The following is a 13,737-nucleotide window of genomic DNA, read 5'->3' as shown; positions in this document are numbered from 1 at the left end:
AAAAAGCGGTCAAAATGACCCAATCAACCCTATCCCCAACTCTTTAACCATAAAATCTGGCCTCACCCTCAGGCCTTGTTTTGAAGCGTTTATGCAACCAAAAATACTGTTCAGGCATTTCTCGCACACACGCTTCAATAAAAGCATTCATGCGTCGCGTATCCTGTTCTAAGTTCTCCCCCGGAAAATTTTCCCACGCAGGGTAAAATTTCATCACATACCCTTTTCCACCAGACAATTGTTTGGTTACACAAGGCACAACTGCCGCACCGGTCATTTTAGCAAGTCGGGAAAGGCCAGTAATTGTCGCTGCCTGAACACCAAAGAACGGAACAAAAACGGCATCCCGCGGCCCATAATCCATGTCTGGCAAATAATAAAATGGCAACCCCTCTTTTAGCCCTTTCACAATGGGTCGTATACCATCCTGACGGGATGCCAGCCGTGTAGTACCAAACCTTGTACGGGAACGGTAAAGCACTTTGTTAAAAACGGGGTTTTTCTGATTGGAGTACATGGACACTAACGGAAACTCACTGGTTAAACGTACCCCTCCCATATCCAGACCAACAAAATGGGGAGCCAGCCAGATAACCGGTCTGTCTTTAACGGCCAGCCAGTGTTCCATACCTTCTATGCGCACCAGTTTCTGGATGCGCTCTTTGCTGGACCACCACAAAATTCCCCTCTCCAACACGCTGCGACCAAAGGCGCGAAAATGGCGACGCACCAAAGCTTCCCGCTCTGAGTCCGGCATATCTGGAAAACAAAGGCGCAAATTGATACGTGCCACCCGTCGGCGTTCCGAACCTAGCCAATAAAGCAGCATGCCCAATCCCTGTCCAATCGGGGCCATCACCGAAAGCGGCAGAAAATGAACCAGCCAGACAAATAGCAAACCTAAACGAATCATAAAAAAATAATGAGCAAAATGACTGAAATTGAGTCTTACACCGGTGGTGCCTCAACACCTTTTGGCACTTTGTAACGGTTGTAACTCCATAAATACTGTGACGGACAGGCTTTAATCATGTTTTCCACAGCAGCATTCAGCGCAACTGCTGCTTCAACCTTATCCGCAGGAAAAGCTTCAGGCAAAGATTCAAATCGAAGAATATACCCTTTGCCTTTCGATAAACGTTCAGAAAACGACAATAAAACCGTCGCACCTGTCGCTTTTTGCAACTGACCAACTAAAGTCATGGTATAGGCCGGTCGTCCAAAAAAATTCACCCATGCACCATCCCCCCTACTCGGTACTTGATCAGGCAAAATACCAATCGCTTCACCCCGCCTTAATGCTCCCAGTAGCGCTTTCACCCCTTTGAGATCAGCAGGTACAGCTTTCAGCATACCTCTCTCTCGACCCGATACAACCAACGATTCCAGCCACTTTTGACGGGGAGGTCGGTACAGCACCGTAATCGGAAGTTTTGAAGCAAAATACTGTCCCGCAATTTCATAACACCCCAGATGAGGGGTCAGAACAATAATCCCTTTTCCCTTTTCTTGAGCCGCTTCTACCAGTGACCAACCTTGGCATTCCCGTACCAAATCCAACACTTTATCGTGGGGCCGCAACCAGACCACCAATAGTTCCAGAATGCCCTTGCCCGTTTCTAAAATCACCTGTTTAAGCAACTTTTTATAATTTCTTTCATCACTAAAGACCCTGCTTAACCTAAGGTTTTCCTGCATACGTTCTGCATAGCGCCCCGACAGATGAAAAACCACCCACCCCATCGCGCCACCCACCGCATGAATCAGCCAAAGCGGCAATAAAGCAATTAAACGTAATAAACCAGTCATGAACTTTACTTTATAATGCCAAAGAAATTTGATACCCTAATGGTTTTTGCATCTACGGCAAAACCCTCTAAAACCAAAAATTTATAAGCTAAAACTGCTATGAAAGAATTTCTGTTTACCTCTGAATCAGTATCTGAAGGCCACCCGGACAAGGTCGCCGACCAGATTTCAGATGCTGTATTGGACGCTATCTTAACGCAAGACCCTCATTCACGGGTAGCTTGTGAAACATTGGTGACAACGGGATTAGTCGTTGTAGCGGGTGAAATTACCACGGGCGCAACGGTTGACTACAATCAGGTCGCACGCGACACCGTCAAACGCATTGGTTACGACAGTTCAGAAATCGGCTTTGATTATCACACCTGCGCAGTACTCACCACTTTTGGTAAACAATCGCAAGATATCGCTATTGGTGTCAATGAAGGCGAAGGCATGTTTCTGGATCAGGGTGCCGGTGATCAGGGCCTGATGTTTGGCTATGCCTGCGATGAAACCCCTTCGCTTATGCCTATGCCCATTTATTACGCGCACCGTTTGATGGAACGCCAGGCAGAGTTGCGTAAAGATGGCCGTTTGCCATGGTTACGCCCAGATGCAAAATCTCAGGTTACCATCCGCTATGTAGATGACAAGCCACAACATATAGAAACCGTTGTGCTTTCCACTCAGCATAACCCTGAAATTTCTCACGCCATGCTGACCGAAGCGGTGATTGAAGAAATCATCAAACCGGCCATTCCTGCGCATCTGTTGAATGGTGACACCCGGTTTCTGGTAAACCCAACCGGACGCTTCGTGATTGGCGGCCCAATGGGCGATGCCGGTTTGACCGGCCGCAAAATCATTGTGGATACCTATGGCGGCGCTGCGCCTCATGGTGGTGGTGCTTTCTCCGGTAAAGACCCTTCCAAGGTTGACCGCTCTGCGGCCTATGCCGGTCGCTATGTAGCAAAAAATATCGTTGCTGCCGGTATCGCCAGCAAATGCCAGGTGCAAATTGCCTATGCCATCGGTGTTGCAAAACCGGTCAGCATGATGGTTAATACCTTTGGTACCGGTAAAATCACTGACGAAAAAATCGTTGCACTGATTGAAGCGCATTTTGATTTGCGTCCAAAAGGGATTGTGCAAAGTCTTAACCTGCTTCGCCCGATTTACACACGGACTGCTACCTATGGCCACTTTGGTCGTGATGAGCCGGAATTTACCTGGGAAGCAACCGATAAAGCTGAAGCATTGCGCGCGGACGCAGGCATCTAGTCATTTTTCCGCCACGCTGAGGAGCGCTGCAGCAGGCTATTTGCCTGCCAGGCTCGGCGTGTGAGGGTTTTTGTTTCAACGGCGCTCGTTCTTTGTTCTATTCAGGAGAACGTATATGAACGCTGTCACCAACTTCACCGACTGTAAAGTCGCCGATATGTCTTTAGCCCCTTGGGGTCGTAAAGAAATTCAGATTGCAGAAACCGAAATGCCTGGCCTGATGGCTTTGCGTGAGGAATTCGGCACCACAAAGCCGCTCAAAGGCGCGCTGATTGCCGGTTCGCTTCACATGACCATCCAGACTGCCGCATTGATTGAAACCCTGCAAGTTTTGGGTGCAGAAGTGCGCTGGGCTTCCTGCAACATTTACTCCACTCAAGACCATGCAGCCGCTGCCATTGCTGCCACCAACACACCGGTATTCGCCTACAAAGGTGAGTCACTGGAAGAGTATTGGGAATATACCCACAACATTTTCGAATGGCCAAACGGGCAATTCGCGAACATGATTCTGGACGACGGTGGCGATGCCACCCTACTGCTACACCTTGGTGTGCGTGCAGAAACCGATGCGTCTGTTATCTCCAAGCCAACCAATGAAGAAGAACGGGTGCTTTATGCTGCCATCAAGAACCGTCTGGCGACCCAGCCAGGCTGGTATTCTGCTCGCATTGGCCACATCAAGGGAGTGACTGAAGAAACCACCACCGGCGTACATCGTCTGTACCAGATGGCTGAAGAAGGCCACCTGAAATTCCCGGCAATGAACGTGAATGATTCTGTTACCAAGTCCAAATTCGACAATTTATACGGCTGCCGTGAATCGCTGCTGGATGGTATCAAGCGCGCGACTGACGTGATGATCGCCGGTAAAATTTGCGTAGTACTGGGTTATGGGGATGTAGGTAAAGGTTGCGCACAAGCTTTCCGTGGAATGGGTGCGACAGTTTGCGTGACTGAAATTGATCCAATTTGCGCTTTGCAAGCTGCTATGGAAGGTTATCGCGTTGTAACCATGGATGAAATCTGTGACAAAGGGGATATTTTCGTTACCGCTACCGGCAACCTGGGCGTCATCAACCATGACCATATGGTCAAGATGAAGCACGAGTCCATCATTTGCAACATTGGCCACTTTGACTCCGAAATTGAAATTGCTTCCATTGAAAAATACGAATGGGACGAAATCAAGCCACAAGTGGATCACGTTACTTTCCCTGATGGCAAGAAAATCATCGTATTGGCCAAAGGTCGGCTAGTGAATCTAGGCTGCGCTACCGGTCATCCTTCTTTCGTGATGTCGGCTTCTTTCAGCAACCAGACTATTGCGCAGATTGAGTTATACAACCACCCTCAGGATTATGAGAACAAGGTGTATGTATTACCTAAACATCTGGACGAAAAAGTAGCGCGTTTGCATCTGAAGAAGATCGGTGTGCATTTAACCGAACTCACGCCAGAGCAGGCTGCCTATATCAGCGTGCCCCAAAACGGCCCGTACAAGCCAGCGCATTACCGTTATTAATTGATCTAATCGCGGATGCGGCAGCAAACATGAAGCAGATTCAGAGATTGCACACCCCAGTGCAATGATTTCTAATCTGTGATAGTTGCTGCTCCGTATCCGCCACTTCTGCGGTGAATGATTATGACTTCAAAAAACAAAGGCCATCCGCGCACGTTCAGCTTTGAGTTTTTCCCACCCAAGACCCCCGAAGGCAGGGAAAAACTTCGAGCAACCCGTCAGCAACTGGCCCAACTTAAACCAAAATTCTTTTCCGTTACGTTCGGTGCAGGTGGTTCTACGCGCGACCATACGTTAGATACTGTCGTTGAAATCCAGTCAGAAGGATTCGATGCTGCGCCACATCTTTCCTGCATTGGCTCTACGCAGGATAATATTCGCGCCATTTTAAATGAATACAAATCCCACGGTATTCGCCACATTGTAGCGCTCCGTGGTGATTTACCTTCAGGCATGGCTGACCCGGGTGCATTTCGTTATGCCAATGAATTGATTGAATTCATTCGTGCAGAAACGGGCGATTATTTTCAGCTGGAAGTTGCAGCCTATCCGGAATACCATCCACAGGCACGTTCGGCCAAAGATGATCTGCTTAATTTCAAGCGCAAGGTAGAGGCCGGCGCCAATGCCGCCATTACCCAATATTTTTTTAATGCGGATGCTTACTTTAACTTCGTGGATGAGTGCACTGCGATGGGTATTGATATTCCTATCGTGCCGGGCATTATGCCCATCACTAATTACGTACAACTGGCGCGCTTTTCTGATGCCTGCGGCTCAGAAATTCCACGCTGGATCAGAAAGAAACTGGAAGGATATGGGGACGATTTACCTTCCATTCGTGCTTTCGGACTGGATGTCATTACGAACTTGTGTGATCGGTTATTGCAAAACGGTGCGTCTGGATTGCATTTTTACACGCTGAACCAGGCTGGTCCTACCTCTACTGTTTGGCAAAGGCTTGGGCTATAAAACGTTCAAAAACAACGGACTACCCGTTTGTAGTCAGTAGAGTTGCTACCCGCAAAACATTGAGGCTGCTGGCTTAAGTAAAGCCAGCAGCCTCAATGTTATCAACCATAACAATTGCAATATTATGCTTTACGTCTTGCTACCCCAACCAGCCCAACCAAACCCGCGCCCAATAACCATACTGCAGCTGGCAACGGAACAGGGGTTACATTTGCACCTGAAGGAGTAAGTGTCACTTGCGTCCCAATACCTGAAGGAAGATGCGAGTGTGACAGATGTCCAAAAAAATCAGATCCCGCTTTTTCATCCCGATCGTCATCCTTGTCATCTCCAGACTTGCCCGTGTTTTTTGCGAATTGTTCGCTCAAACTCTGACCAACCTTCGACTTGCTTTTTGAGTCGTGCTCACTCAAGTTTTTGATGCTTTTATCGTTACGCTTTTCGTCCCGCACATCCCAGGAAAACTGGCCATTCACATTTGCGTGAAGACTTGCTTTTTCCAGGCCTTTATCGCTATTCACAAAAGAAGCCTGCGCGCTGAAGGTGCTGATGGCGGCCATTACAGCGGCTAACAGTGTTAACTGCAATTTCATTATTGTTATTCCCATTAATATATTGATTTCTGAATGGCATGCACAAACAAAACACTGTGTAATTTATTGCACGCATTCTGACCCATATAAAGCAATTTTTATGCCATATATATTTATACTAATAAAAACAAATTATTATAGAAATAAATATTCAACAAAAATGTAACAATGTAAATTTATTCGACATAAAGTTTTCATACATTAATGATTTTCATTTCAATACAAATAATGGTTTCCTTATATTTTCATACGGTTACGTAGCAACTGTTAATGAAACAGGATTTCTTTACTAAATTTATATGTAAAATTTACCGACAAATTAAATTTACAGATATTGGAATGGCGATATATATAAGAAAATATCAACTAAAATGAAGAGGCACTTCTCAAAATCCGGGTCAAAAATTAACCTATTCAAGTAAGACCAAGATGAATTGCAACATTAACCCTGAGTATTTACGCTTTGTTCTCTGCTGCACCCGTTACAACCGGAGGTAATTGACTATCTAACGGCAGCATAATTTGCGCAACAACGCCTTGTTTATCATGCCTGTTGGCAATACTGGCTTGACCATGATGGAATTCTGAAATCAGGCGCACAATGTAAAGCCCCAGGCCAAGATGCGGCGCCTGACTCTCTTTACGGGGACGGATTGAAATCATCGATTCGAACAATTGACCTGCCATTTCAGTGGGGAGAGCAGGCCCTTCATTCAACACCCTCAGCGCTGCCCAGTTTCGGTCTTCGGCCAGCCAAATCTCGATATTCGTTCCTTCAGTACTGAAATCTGCTGCATTGGATACCAGTTTATCCAGCATCTGCGCAATCAGGTCTGGCACGCCATGCACTACCATGGGCCATGCAGGAACACGCACCACAAAAGTGTGCCGGGGGTAGGCGGCTTTGTATCCTTCTGCGCATCCGGTAACCACCTTTGCCAGATCAAACTGCTCCTGCTCGGATTGTTGTAATACCTGTTCCAGCCGCGTTGCTTCGCTCATTCTGGTTAAAATAGCATTGAGTCGGGCCAAGCCCTCCTGGGCACGCCCCATGTAAACCTTTGCCTCATCAGGCAGGGCTTCCATGGCCAGGTTATCCAGTGACGAGCGCACCACGGCCACAGGCGTGCGTATTTCGTGTGACAACCTGCTGGCCATACTCTCAAGGTAACTGTTGTACTGGGATAGCCTTTCCAAAACACTGGAAAAACTCCGTGACAAATCTCCTATTTCGTCTCCCGCATGGGTACCAGCAATGATGCCCCGTACACGTCCGCTTGAATCAATGGATTGTTCAGCTTCATTGCGTAATCGACGGATGCGGGAAGAAACGCGCGATGCGAAGAGGAACAGTGCCAGAGAACCAAACAGGAACACCCCCAGAATAACTGTAAACAGTCTTTCAAAAGCCTGATTCTTGATTGTTACGATCGCATTGGTTGTTTCCTCCACGACCACGGCCCCTATCACGTGATCTTTAGACCATACAGGGTATGCCGCAGAAAGTATCACCGCACGCGAATCCGGCGTGGATCGCCGGCGTGTTGCAGGAATTCCACTCAGCGCCCGATCTATTTCTGTCCCTTGCAGTTGGGAGGCCGCTTTAAGATCATCCTGAAAATTATCAGTAGGCTGATTGAGAATAAAGGTATACACCGGCCGCAGATATCGGTCTTTAATGGCTGCCCAGCCCCAGTGCTGTTGAGTATTTAGAGGAAGAACAGGGTTGAGCAATTGGGTATTTTCGGGCCGTAACGAGCCAGCATGGGCCAATACTCGCTGGTGACGATCAATAATCCAGATACGGGAAGTAGTACGCCCAAGACCGCTAATGATCTGATCGATGTCCGCCGCCGGCACCAGTGCCGCGCCGAGTTCTTCTGGTGTCCCGACTCCCGAAGTGCCGACAACCGATACATTCCCGTCAATGTCCGGATCGTCAACATTTGCAACGGCAAAGGCAAGCTTGGCACCAACCATTGAAAGCGGCATTTTCAGTTCAATCGAATAGCCTTGCGGAGTATCAATCCATTTACCCTTGATCCGGCTATCCGGCCGCATCATCATATCTGTCTGGCCAGTGGACATCAGGTTGGCAGTAAACCAACCCGGTGCCGTAGGACTGATTGTGTAGCGATTAAACTCCCCGCTTGGAGATACCAGCGCGATTTCCACATAATCCGAATTTGCAACACTGTTACTGCGAGGCAATCGGTAAACCACATGGGGATCCGTGACTTCAATCAAGGCAAAGAGTGCATCATCCTGTTGGCCGACCCGTAATTTGAAAGACACTAATGGCGCGCTATTCGGATTTGGCTCTTGCACCACGCTTTCTGGTCCATACACCCGTATATCGTCCGCCACATTTGGCCAATCTAGTGCCAAACCATCCACCGTGATGGTATTCGCTAAAGAACGAATATATAAATCCCGCGCATTATTCGCCCCCCCCTTGCCCACAGCTTGCCCATCGAACAGTTTTGGCCGATTATGCAGGGCAGTCGCCACCGCGCGTGCTGTACCCACTAACGTGCTTTCTTGCCCTGCACGTAAAAATTTCTCCATCTCTCCAACGTATTGATACCCCAGCCAGGGGATAGCCAGCAGCACCGAAGAAATAAGCAGCAGCTTAGTTCGGATACTAATGGAGAAAGGAAAATTCATGTGGAAACGTCGCTCATATTCCACCGATAGCCCATTCCATAAACTGTATCGATGCAATTAAATGATGGATCAACCGCTATAAACTTTCTACGGATACGCTTGATATGCGACGTAATGGTACTGTCGTCTACCACCACTTTAGCTTCTGACATCAACTGATCCCGGTCCTTCACGTGGCCTGGAAATTTTGCCAGGGCATGCAGCATCCAGAATTCCGTGAGTGTCAGCGCCACCGGCATTCCTGACCAGGTAGCAACCATTCGTTTCAAATCCAGAGTGAGATGCCCCCGTTCCAGAATATCTTCTGCGTCCGTGGTCACGCGCATTGCTTCCGTTCGCCGAAACAGGGCGGCAATTCGCGCGAGCAAGTGCGGCAGGCTGATATCTTTGGTCAAGTAGTCATCCGCTCCCATCCGAAGCCCCGATACCGTATCAAAATCACTATCACGGGCGGTCAAAAACATGATCGGCAATGTAGCGGAAAGCGACCGCAAATCTCTGCATAATGTAAAGCCACCATCCATTTCATCGCCCAGCCCTATGTCGATAATCGCCAGATCAGGCAACCTGACTTTCAGGGCATCAAATGCTTCCTGCCGAGACGCATAGGCACTGACTTCATAACCGTATTTTCTGAGCGCATCCGCGTAGTTTTCACGTATGGCGGGTTCGTCTTCAACAATGGCGACTCTCTTGCTCATTTGCTTGTTACCTGATTAAAACCGATGAAGCGAATATACACGATTGCATGCACACAGTTAACGCCTGAAGGCAATTGCCTTTTTTTTGCCACATTTCATCTCAGCTTTTCCATATCTCCCGCCTTATCAGGTCACTTTCATGGCTTTAAATGAGAACTGTCAGAAGCCGTTTCGAAGCAGTCCATTGAAGCCAGCCAATCTGAGTATCAATAACTTGTTGCCTAAGGAGAACAAAAATGTGCAAAACCAGCTGTGCTTATGTCAGCAACCGAGATAAATGCTTTGCAGAAGATACCGAAATGGGCTGCCTGTGCAAACGACAACCCAAGCCCCGGGTGCGCAAAATCCAACGCGCCTGGGTGGCATGGCGATCAGGACATCGTTTTCAGCCGCGCACTCACCTGCGCATGATCAAAACCTGGCAAGCATGGAATGGAGAACAAAAATGAATACCACCAACGAAACTACCCGGTTACCCTACCCTGCACGCGCTATCGTAGCCGACCTCTTGCGGATCGTTGCAGGAGGCGTAGCCGTCAGCATCATATTCAGCCTGATCGCCAGTGTGTTTGTGCTCCTGCTTGCGGGCAATGCCAATGCAACGGTTTCAGCCGAAGATGAGACTACCCCACCAGTCAAACTCTCTGATGCGCAAGAAGGTAGTCTGTTATTCAAAACGGGTGTGAAAGGTGAATACCAGCTCGCGCCAACCTTAAAAACAGACGTGGTCATGCACGTGTCAGGTTTGGTCTCCCGCACCCATGTGACTCAGCGCTTTCACAACCCATCTACAACCTGGGCCGAGGGAGTGTATGTATTCCCCTTGCCTGAAAATGCTGCCGTTGATCATCTGAATATGCGCATAGGTAGCCGTATGATTCAAGGGCAAGTCAAAGAAAAAGAAGCTGCCCGTGCAACCTATGAACAAGCCAAGCAAGAAGGTAAAAAAGCCTCACTGGTAGAGCAGGAACGCCCGAATATTTTCACCACCAGCGTTGCCAATATCGGCCCCGGGGAAGATGTAACCATCGAGATTGAATACCAGCAAACTCTGCATTACGACCAAGGCACCTTCCACCTGCGCTTTCCAATGGTAGTGGCACCTCGTTACATTCCAGGCACACAGCAAGTAAGCGGGTTTGCCGGTACGGGCTGGGCAAACAACACCAATGTTGTTCCTGATGCAGCGCGTATTACACCGGTGGTACTGCACCCCGCCAATAAATCCATTAATCCGGTGAGTATCAGGGTTGAACTGGATGCCGGCTTCCCATTAGCCCGTCTGGAAAGCCCCTACCACCCGATAAACACCCAAAAACTGCCTGACAATCACTATGTAATCTCACTAAAAGAAGGCGAAGTACCTGCCAACAAGGACTTTGAACTGGTATGGGCGCCCGCACTGATTAATGCGCCACAGGCAGCACTCTTCACCCAGCGCAAGGCTGACAAAACCTACGCTATGATGATGGTTATGCCGCCTGCGCCTCAGATTGCTGAAACCAAATTGCCACGGGAGGTTGTGTTTGTGATCGACACTTCCGGCTCCATGTCCGGCACATCGCTCACACAAGCTAAGCAATCACTTACTCTGGCTTTGGCTCGTCTGAGTCCACAAGACCGATTCAACGTGATTCAGTTTAATTCGATTACGGATATGCTGTTTCCCTCCTCAGTACCCGTCACCAATAACAACATCAGTCAGGCGAATAATTACGTTAACCGTCTGGAGGCGACTGGTGGAACAGAAATCGCAGCAGCCCTTAACGCCGCCCTAAACAACAGCAGTGAAACTCAGGTCGTTCGTCAGGTCATATTTTTAACAGACGGCAGCGTTGGTAACGAAGACCAACTGTTTGGCATCATCAAACAAAAACTGGGCAATTCCCGTTTGTTCACTGTCGGTATCGGCAGCGCGCCCAATAGTTACTTCATGAGCAAGGCGGCAGAGTTCGGCCATGGCACTTTCACTTATATCGGCGATGTTTCCGAAGTAAAGGAAAAAATGAGCCAGCTGTTTTCAAAACTTGAAAGCCCGGTTCTGACCGACATCCAGATCAAATGGACAGATGCGCAATCAGTGGAAATGTGGCCAAACAAAATTCCGGATCTGTATCTGGGTGAACCAGTCATCGTCATCGCCGCAATGGATGAACTGAAAGGCGAAGTCACGCTGCAAGGAAAACGCGGCAACCAGCCTTGGCGCATGACCTTACCCTTAAAAGGCGGAAAAGACGAAAATGGCGTACCGGCATTATGGGCGCGCAAAAAAATCGGTGCCCTGATCGATTCAATCCATGATGGCGCAGACCCAGAGGCGGTCAAAAAACAAGTCGTCGAGGTAGCTCTTACTCATCACCTGGTCAGCAAATACACCAGCCTTGTTGCCGTTGATGTCACCCCTGCACGACCAAAAGACGAAGCACTTAACACCGCCGGCATGCCAACCAATCTACCGGAAGGATGGAGTCATGAAGCCGTGTTCGGCACCCTGCCGCAAACTGCCACACCGGCTGAGCTAAATCTGGCATTGGGCCTAGGTGCACTGTCACTGGCTGCACTACTTGGGTTTACCCGAAAAATACGTTTCGCTGATACCCGGTTGAGGGGTTAACCATGCTAAAGATTGGCGCCAAAAAAATTACCTGGCGTAGCTTGCTTATCGGCGCACTGCTACTGGCAGGCGTCTGGCAAACAGGTGAAGCTGCCTACATCCATCTCAAGGCGCAACTGGCTCAACACCTGCTGCGCACTGCATGGGAGAAGACACGCGCCGGTGAAAAAGAAGTGAAGCCCTGGCCCTGGGCAGATACCTGGCCAGTTGCCCGGTTACGGGTACCTTCTCAAGGTGTCGATCTTTACGTGCTCGCAGGCGCCAGCGGCAGAACCCTCGCCTTTGGCCCCGGTCACCTAAGCGGCACACCACTGCCGGGACAAACCGGCAACAGCGTATTAAGCGCTCACCGTGATACGCATTTTAATTTTGTAAAAAAACTGGAGGCTGGCAATCAACTGCTTGTAGAAAGCCCCGATGGAAAAGTAAAAGGTTACCGCATCAGTGCAATGCAAGTGGTAGATAAACACGATACTTGGGTGACCAGAAATTCTGAAAACGCCAGACTGACATTGATTACCTGTTATCCATTTGACGCAATCCTACCTGGCGGGCCATTGCGGTATGTTGTAACGGCAGAGGCTAATTATACAGGCGTATAAATTACGAATATTCGACTGTCTGTTTCGTAACCAGCCTGCACCCAAAACTTTTCAGATAACGGCTAAAAGTATTACCTCAATGGAGCACCACTATGTTTAGAAATAAAGTCATTATTGCAGCCTTGATCACATTCTCCGGGCTTTCCTACGCAGGGCCTCCCAAGCCAATTGTTGTAATTGATTATAACGATACGTTTAGCAAAGATACCTTTCCTCGAAAAAGCGCCTGGTACGGACTCTATTGCAACGCATCAAACTGTGAAGTTCGGAATGCAAAAGTGCGCATTACTTCATCCACCGCGAAAAACATACTGGATGAGAACGAGCCAATTGACGTCTTGCACGTTAATGATAATCCAATTGCATTGTTTAACGGCTTTCCACTTAAAATTGGCAAAGTCACAACATGGTTTAAAGCCAACAACCCGATGGTTGAATCAGGACATTACTCAAAATTGAAAACGCTTGGTCAATGGCACTTGCCGTGGGGAACCACACCATTAACAGTCACATGGGTAAAGCTTCCTGAATACGGAGGCTTTCGTTACCACGTGAGTGATGGCAAAACAAAACAATTCCTGTTTAAAACTGAAATTGAAGGTCATTATGGTGGGGATACAGCCCCTTTTATTCATTGGATAGGCGATCTTGACAGAGATGGCAAGATCGATTTACTGCTTAGCCTCCCAGACGATAATTGCGGTTTTGATTATCGGCTTTATTTATCATCACAAGCCGGTAAAGGGGAATTGATGCACACAGCAGCCCAGCTTTCTGGGCGTTTTGCGGCTTGCGGTTGCTGAGTTTGGCACCCAATCTCTTAGTCCAAGCTTACGTGGAAACTCTCTGACCATGATTTAAAATTAACAGCTTTAATTTGTGAAAATCACTTTTTTCTGTCATTGAGATCCAAGGGTGTTTGCCAATGATATTGTGCATAGTCTAACCATAGACTATGCTTTACACAGGATTGACTAACTAACGTAATTTA

Annotated in this window: 12 protein-coding genes and 1 riboswitch; of the genes, 7 read left to right on the top strand and 5 right to left on the bottom strand. The window is 48.2% G+C overall.

Features of this window, described 5'->3' with window-relative positions; all coding sequences use genetic code 11:
• Nucleotides 1-43: 43 nt before the first annotated feature.
• On the bottom strand, nucleotides 44-913 hold the full coding sequence (locus tag EDC63_RS10675; protein WP_124945300.1) for an LpxL/LpxP family acyltransferase: 870 nt from the start codon (nucleotides 911-913) through the stop codon (nucleotides 44-46).
• Between the two features lie 35 nt (nucleotides 914-948).
• Nucleotides 949-1,809 (bottom strand): lysophospholipid acyltransferase family protein, encoded by an 861-nt coding sequence (locus EDC63_RS10670; protein WP_124945299.1) that lies wholly within the window; start codon nucleotides 1,807-1,809, stop codon nucleotides 949-951.
• Nucleotides 1,810-1,908: 99 nt separating this feature from the next.
• Here EDC63_RS10670 and metK point away from each other — a divergent pair, with 99 nt between their 5' ends.
• The 3 genes from metK to metF all read left to right on the top strand — a co-directional run bounded on the left by metK (nucleotide 1,909) and on the right by metF (nucleotide 5,569).
• Nucleotides 1,909-3,072 (top strand): methionine adenosyltransferase, encoded by a 1,164-nt coding sequence (gene metK / locus EDC63_RS10665; RefSeq protein WP_124945298.1) that lies wholly within the window; start codon nucleotides 1,909-1,911, stop codon nucleotides 3,070-3,072.
• 12 nt (nucleotides 3,073-3,084) lie between these two features.
• Nucleotides 3,085-3,166, top strand: a riboswitch (S-adenosyl-L-homocysteine riboswitch).
• A gap of 21 nt (nucleotides 3,167-3,187) precedes the next feature.
• Complete coding sequence (gene ahcY / locus EDC63_RS10660) at nucleotides 3,188-4,597, top strand: adenosylhomocysteinase (protein WP_124945297.1); 1,410 nt, start codon at nucleotides 3,188-3,190, stop codon at nucleotides 4,595-4,597.
• Between the two features lie 123 nt (nucleotides 4,598-4,720).
• Entirely contained in the window at nucleotides 4,721-5,569 is an 849-nt protein-coding gene (metF, locus tag EDC63_RS10655; RefSeq protein WP_124945296.1) for a methylenetetrahydrofolate reductase [NAD(P)H], read from the top strand.
• A gap of 122 nt (nucleotides 5,570-5,691) precedes the next feature.
• On the opposite strand, the gene EDC63_RS10650 is transcribed toward metF, so the two are convergent.
• From EDC63_RS10650 to pdsR, 3 genes are all read right to left on the bottom strand, one after another.
• Nucleotides 5,692-6,162 carry a VPLPA-CTERM sorting domain-containing protein gene (locus EDC63_RS10650; RefSeq protein ID WP_165922980.1) on the bottom strand — a complete coding sequence of 157 codons (471 nt, stop codon included), beginning with the start codon at nucleotides 6,160-6,162 and terminating at the stop codon, nucleotides 5,692-5,694.
• Between the two features lie 456 nt (nucleotides 6,163-6,618).
• Nucleotides 6,619-8,829 (bottom strand): proteobacterial dedicated sortase system histidine kinase, encoded by a 2,211-nt coding sequence (pdsS, locus tag EDC63_RS10645; protein ID WP_124945294.1) that lies wholly within the window; start codon nucleotides 8,827-8,829, stop codon nucleotides 6,619-6,621.
• Nucleotides 8,826-9,530: a proteobacterial dedicated sortase system response regulator gene (pdsR, locus tag EDC63_RS10640; RefSeq protein WP_124945293.1), complete on the bottom strand. Its 705-nt coding sequence runs from the start codon at nucleotides 9,528-9,530 to the stop codon at nucleotides 8,826-8,828. Before pdsR ends, pdsS begins: the two co-directional genes overlap by 4 nt.
• Before the next feature lie 236 nt (nucleotides 9,531-9,766).
• Here pdsR and EDC63_RS18570 point away from each other — a divergent pair, with 236 nt between their 5' ends.
• From EDC63_RS18570 to EDC63_RS10625, 4 genes are all read left to right on the top strand, one after another.
• Complete coding sequence (locus tag EDC63_RS18570) at nucleotides 9,767-9,979, top strand: hypothetical protein (RefSeq protein WP_165922979.1); 213 nt, start codon at nucleotides 9,767-9,769, stop codon at nucleotides 9,977-9,979.
• Nucleotides 9,976-12,144 (top strand): marine proteobacterial sortase target protein, encoded by a 2,169-nt coding sequence (locus EDC63_RS10635; protein ID WP_165922978.1) that lies wholly within the window; start codon nucleotides 9,976-9,978, stop codon nucleotides 12,142-12,144. Before EDC63_RS18570 ends, EDC63_RS10635 begins: the two co-directional genes overlap by 4 nt.
• Before the next feature lie 2 nt (nucleotides 12,145-12,146).
• Nucleotides 12,147-12,746 (top strand): class GN sortase, encoded by a 600-nt coding sequence (locus tag EDC63_RS10630; RefSeq protein ID WP_124945291.1) that lies wholly within the window; start codon nucleotides 12,147-12,149, stop codon nucleotides 12,744-12,746.
• 92 nt (nucleotides 12,747-12,838) lie between these two features.
• A complete protein-coding gene (locus EDC63_RS10625) occupies nucleotides 12,839-13,549 on the top strand; it encodes a hypothetical protein (RefSeq protein ID WP_124945290.1) in 711 nt (236 codons plus the stop codon).
• Nucleotides 13,550-13,737 lie beyond the last annotated feature (188 nt).

The sequence above is a fragment of the Sulfurirhabdus autotrophica genome, assembly GCF_004346685.1.
Taxonomy (GTDB): domain Bacteria; phylum Pseudomonadota; class Gammaproteobacteria; order Burkholderiales; family SMCO01; genus Sulfurirhabdus; species Sulfurirhabdus autotrophica.
This window is presented reverse-complemented; position numbering and strand designations above follow the sequence as displayed.

Bases quoted from the DNA above. Each gene is read 5' to 3' on its own strand.
- EDC63_RS10625 (WP_124945290.1), top strand. From the start codon at position 12,839: ATGTTTAGAAATAAAGTCATTATTGCAGCCTTGATCACATTCTCCGGG.
- pdsS (WP_124945294.1), bottom strand. From the start codon at position 8,829: ATGAATTTTCCTTTCTCCATTAGTATCCGAACTAAGCTGCTGCTTATT.
- metF (WP_124945296.1), top strand. From the start codon at position 4,721: ATGACTTCAAAAAACAAAGGCCATCCGCGCACGTTCAGCTTTGAGTTT.
- EDC63_RS10675 (WP_124945300.1), bottom strand. From the start codon at position 913: ATGATTCGTTTAGGTTTGCTATTTGTCTGGCTGGTTCATTTTCTGCCG.
- EDC63_RS18570 (WP_165922979.1), top strand. From the start codon at position 9,767: ATGTGCAAAACCAGCTGTGCTTATGTCAGCAACCGAGATAAATGCTTT.
- EDC63_RS10670 (WP_124945299.1), bottom strand. From the start codon at position 1,809: ATGACTGGTTTATTACGTTTAATTGCTTTATTGCCGCTTTGGCTGATT.
- ahcY (WP_124945297.1), top strand. From the start codon at position 3,188: ATGAACGCTGTCACCAACTTCACCGACTGTAAAGTCGCCGATATGTCT.
- EDC63_RS10650 (WP_165922980.1), bottom strand. From the start codon at position 6,162: ATGAAATTGCAGTTAACACTGTTAGCCGCTGTAATGGCCGCCATCAGC.
- EDC63_RS10635 (WP_165922978.1), top strand. From the start codon at position 9,976: ATGAATACCACCAACGAAACTACCCGGTTACCCTACCCTGCACGCGCT.
- metK (WP_124945298.1), top strand. From the start codon at position 1,909: ATGAAAGAATTTCTGTTTACCTCTGAATCAGTATCTGAAGGCCACCCG.
- EDC63_RS10630 (WP_124945291.1), top strand. From the start codon at position 12,147: ATGCTAAAGATTGGCGCCAAAAAAATTACCTGGCGTAGCTTGCTTATC.
- pdsR (WP_124945293.1), bottom strand. From the start codon at position 9,530: ATGAGCAAGAGAGTCGCCATTGTTGAAGACGAACCCGCCATACGTGAA.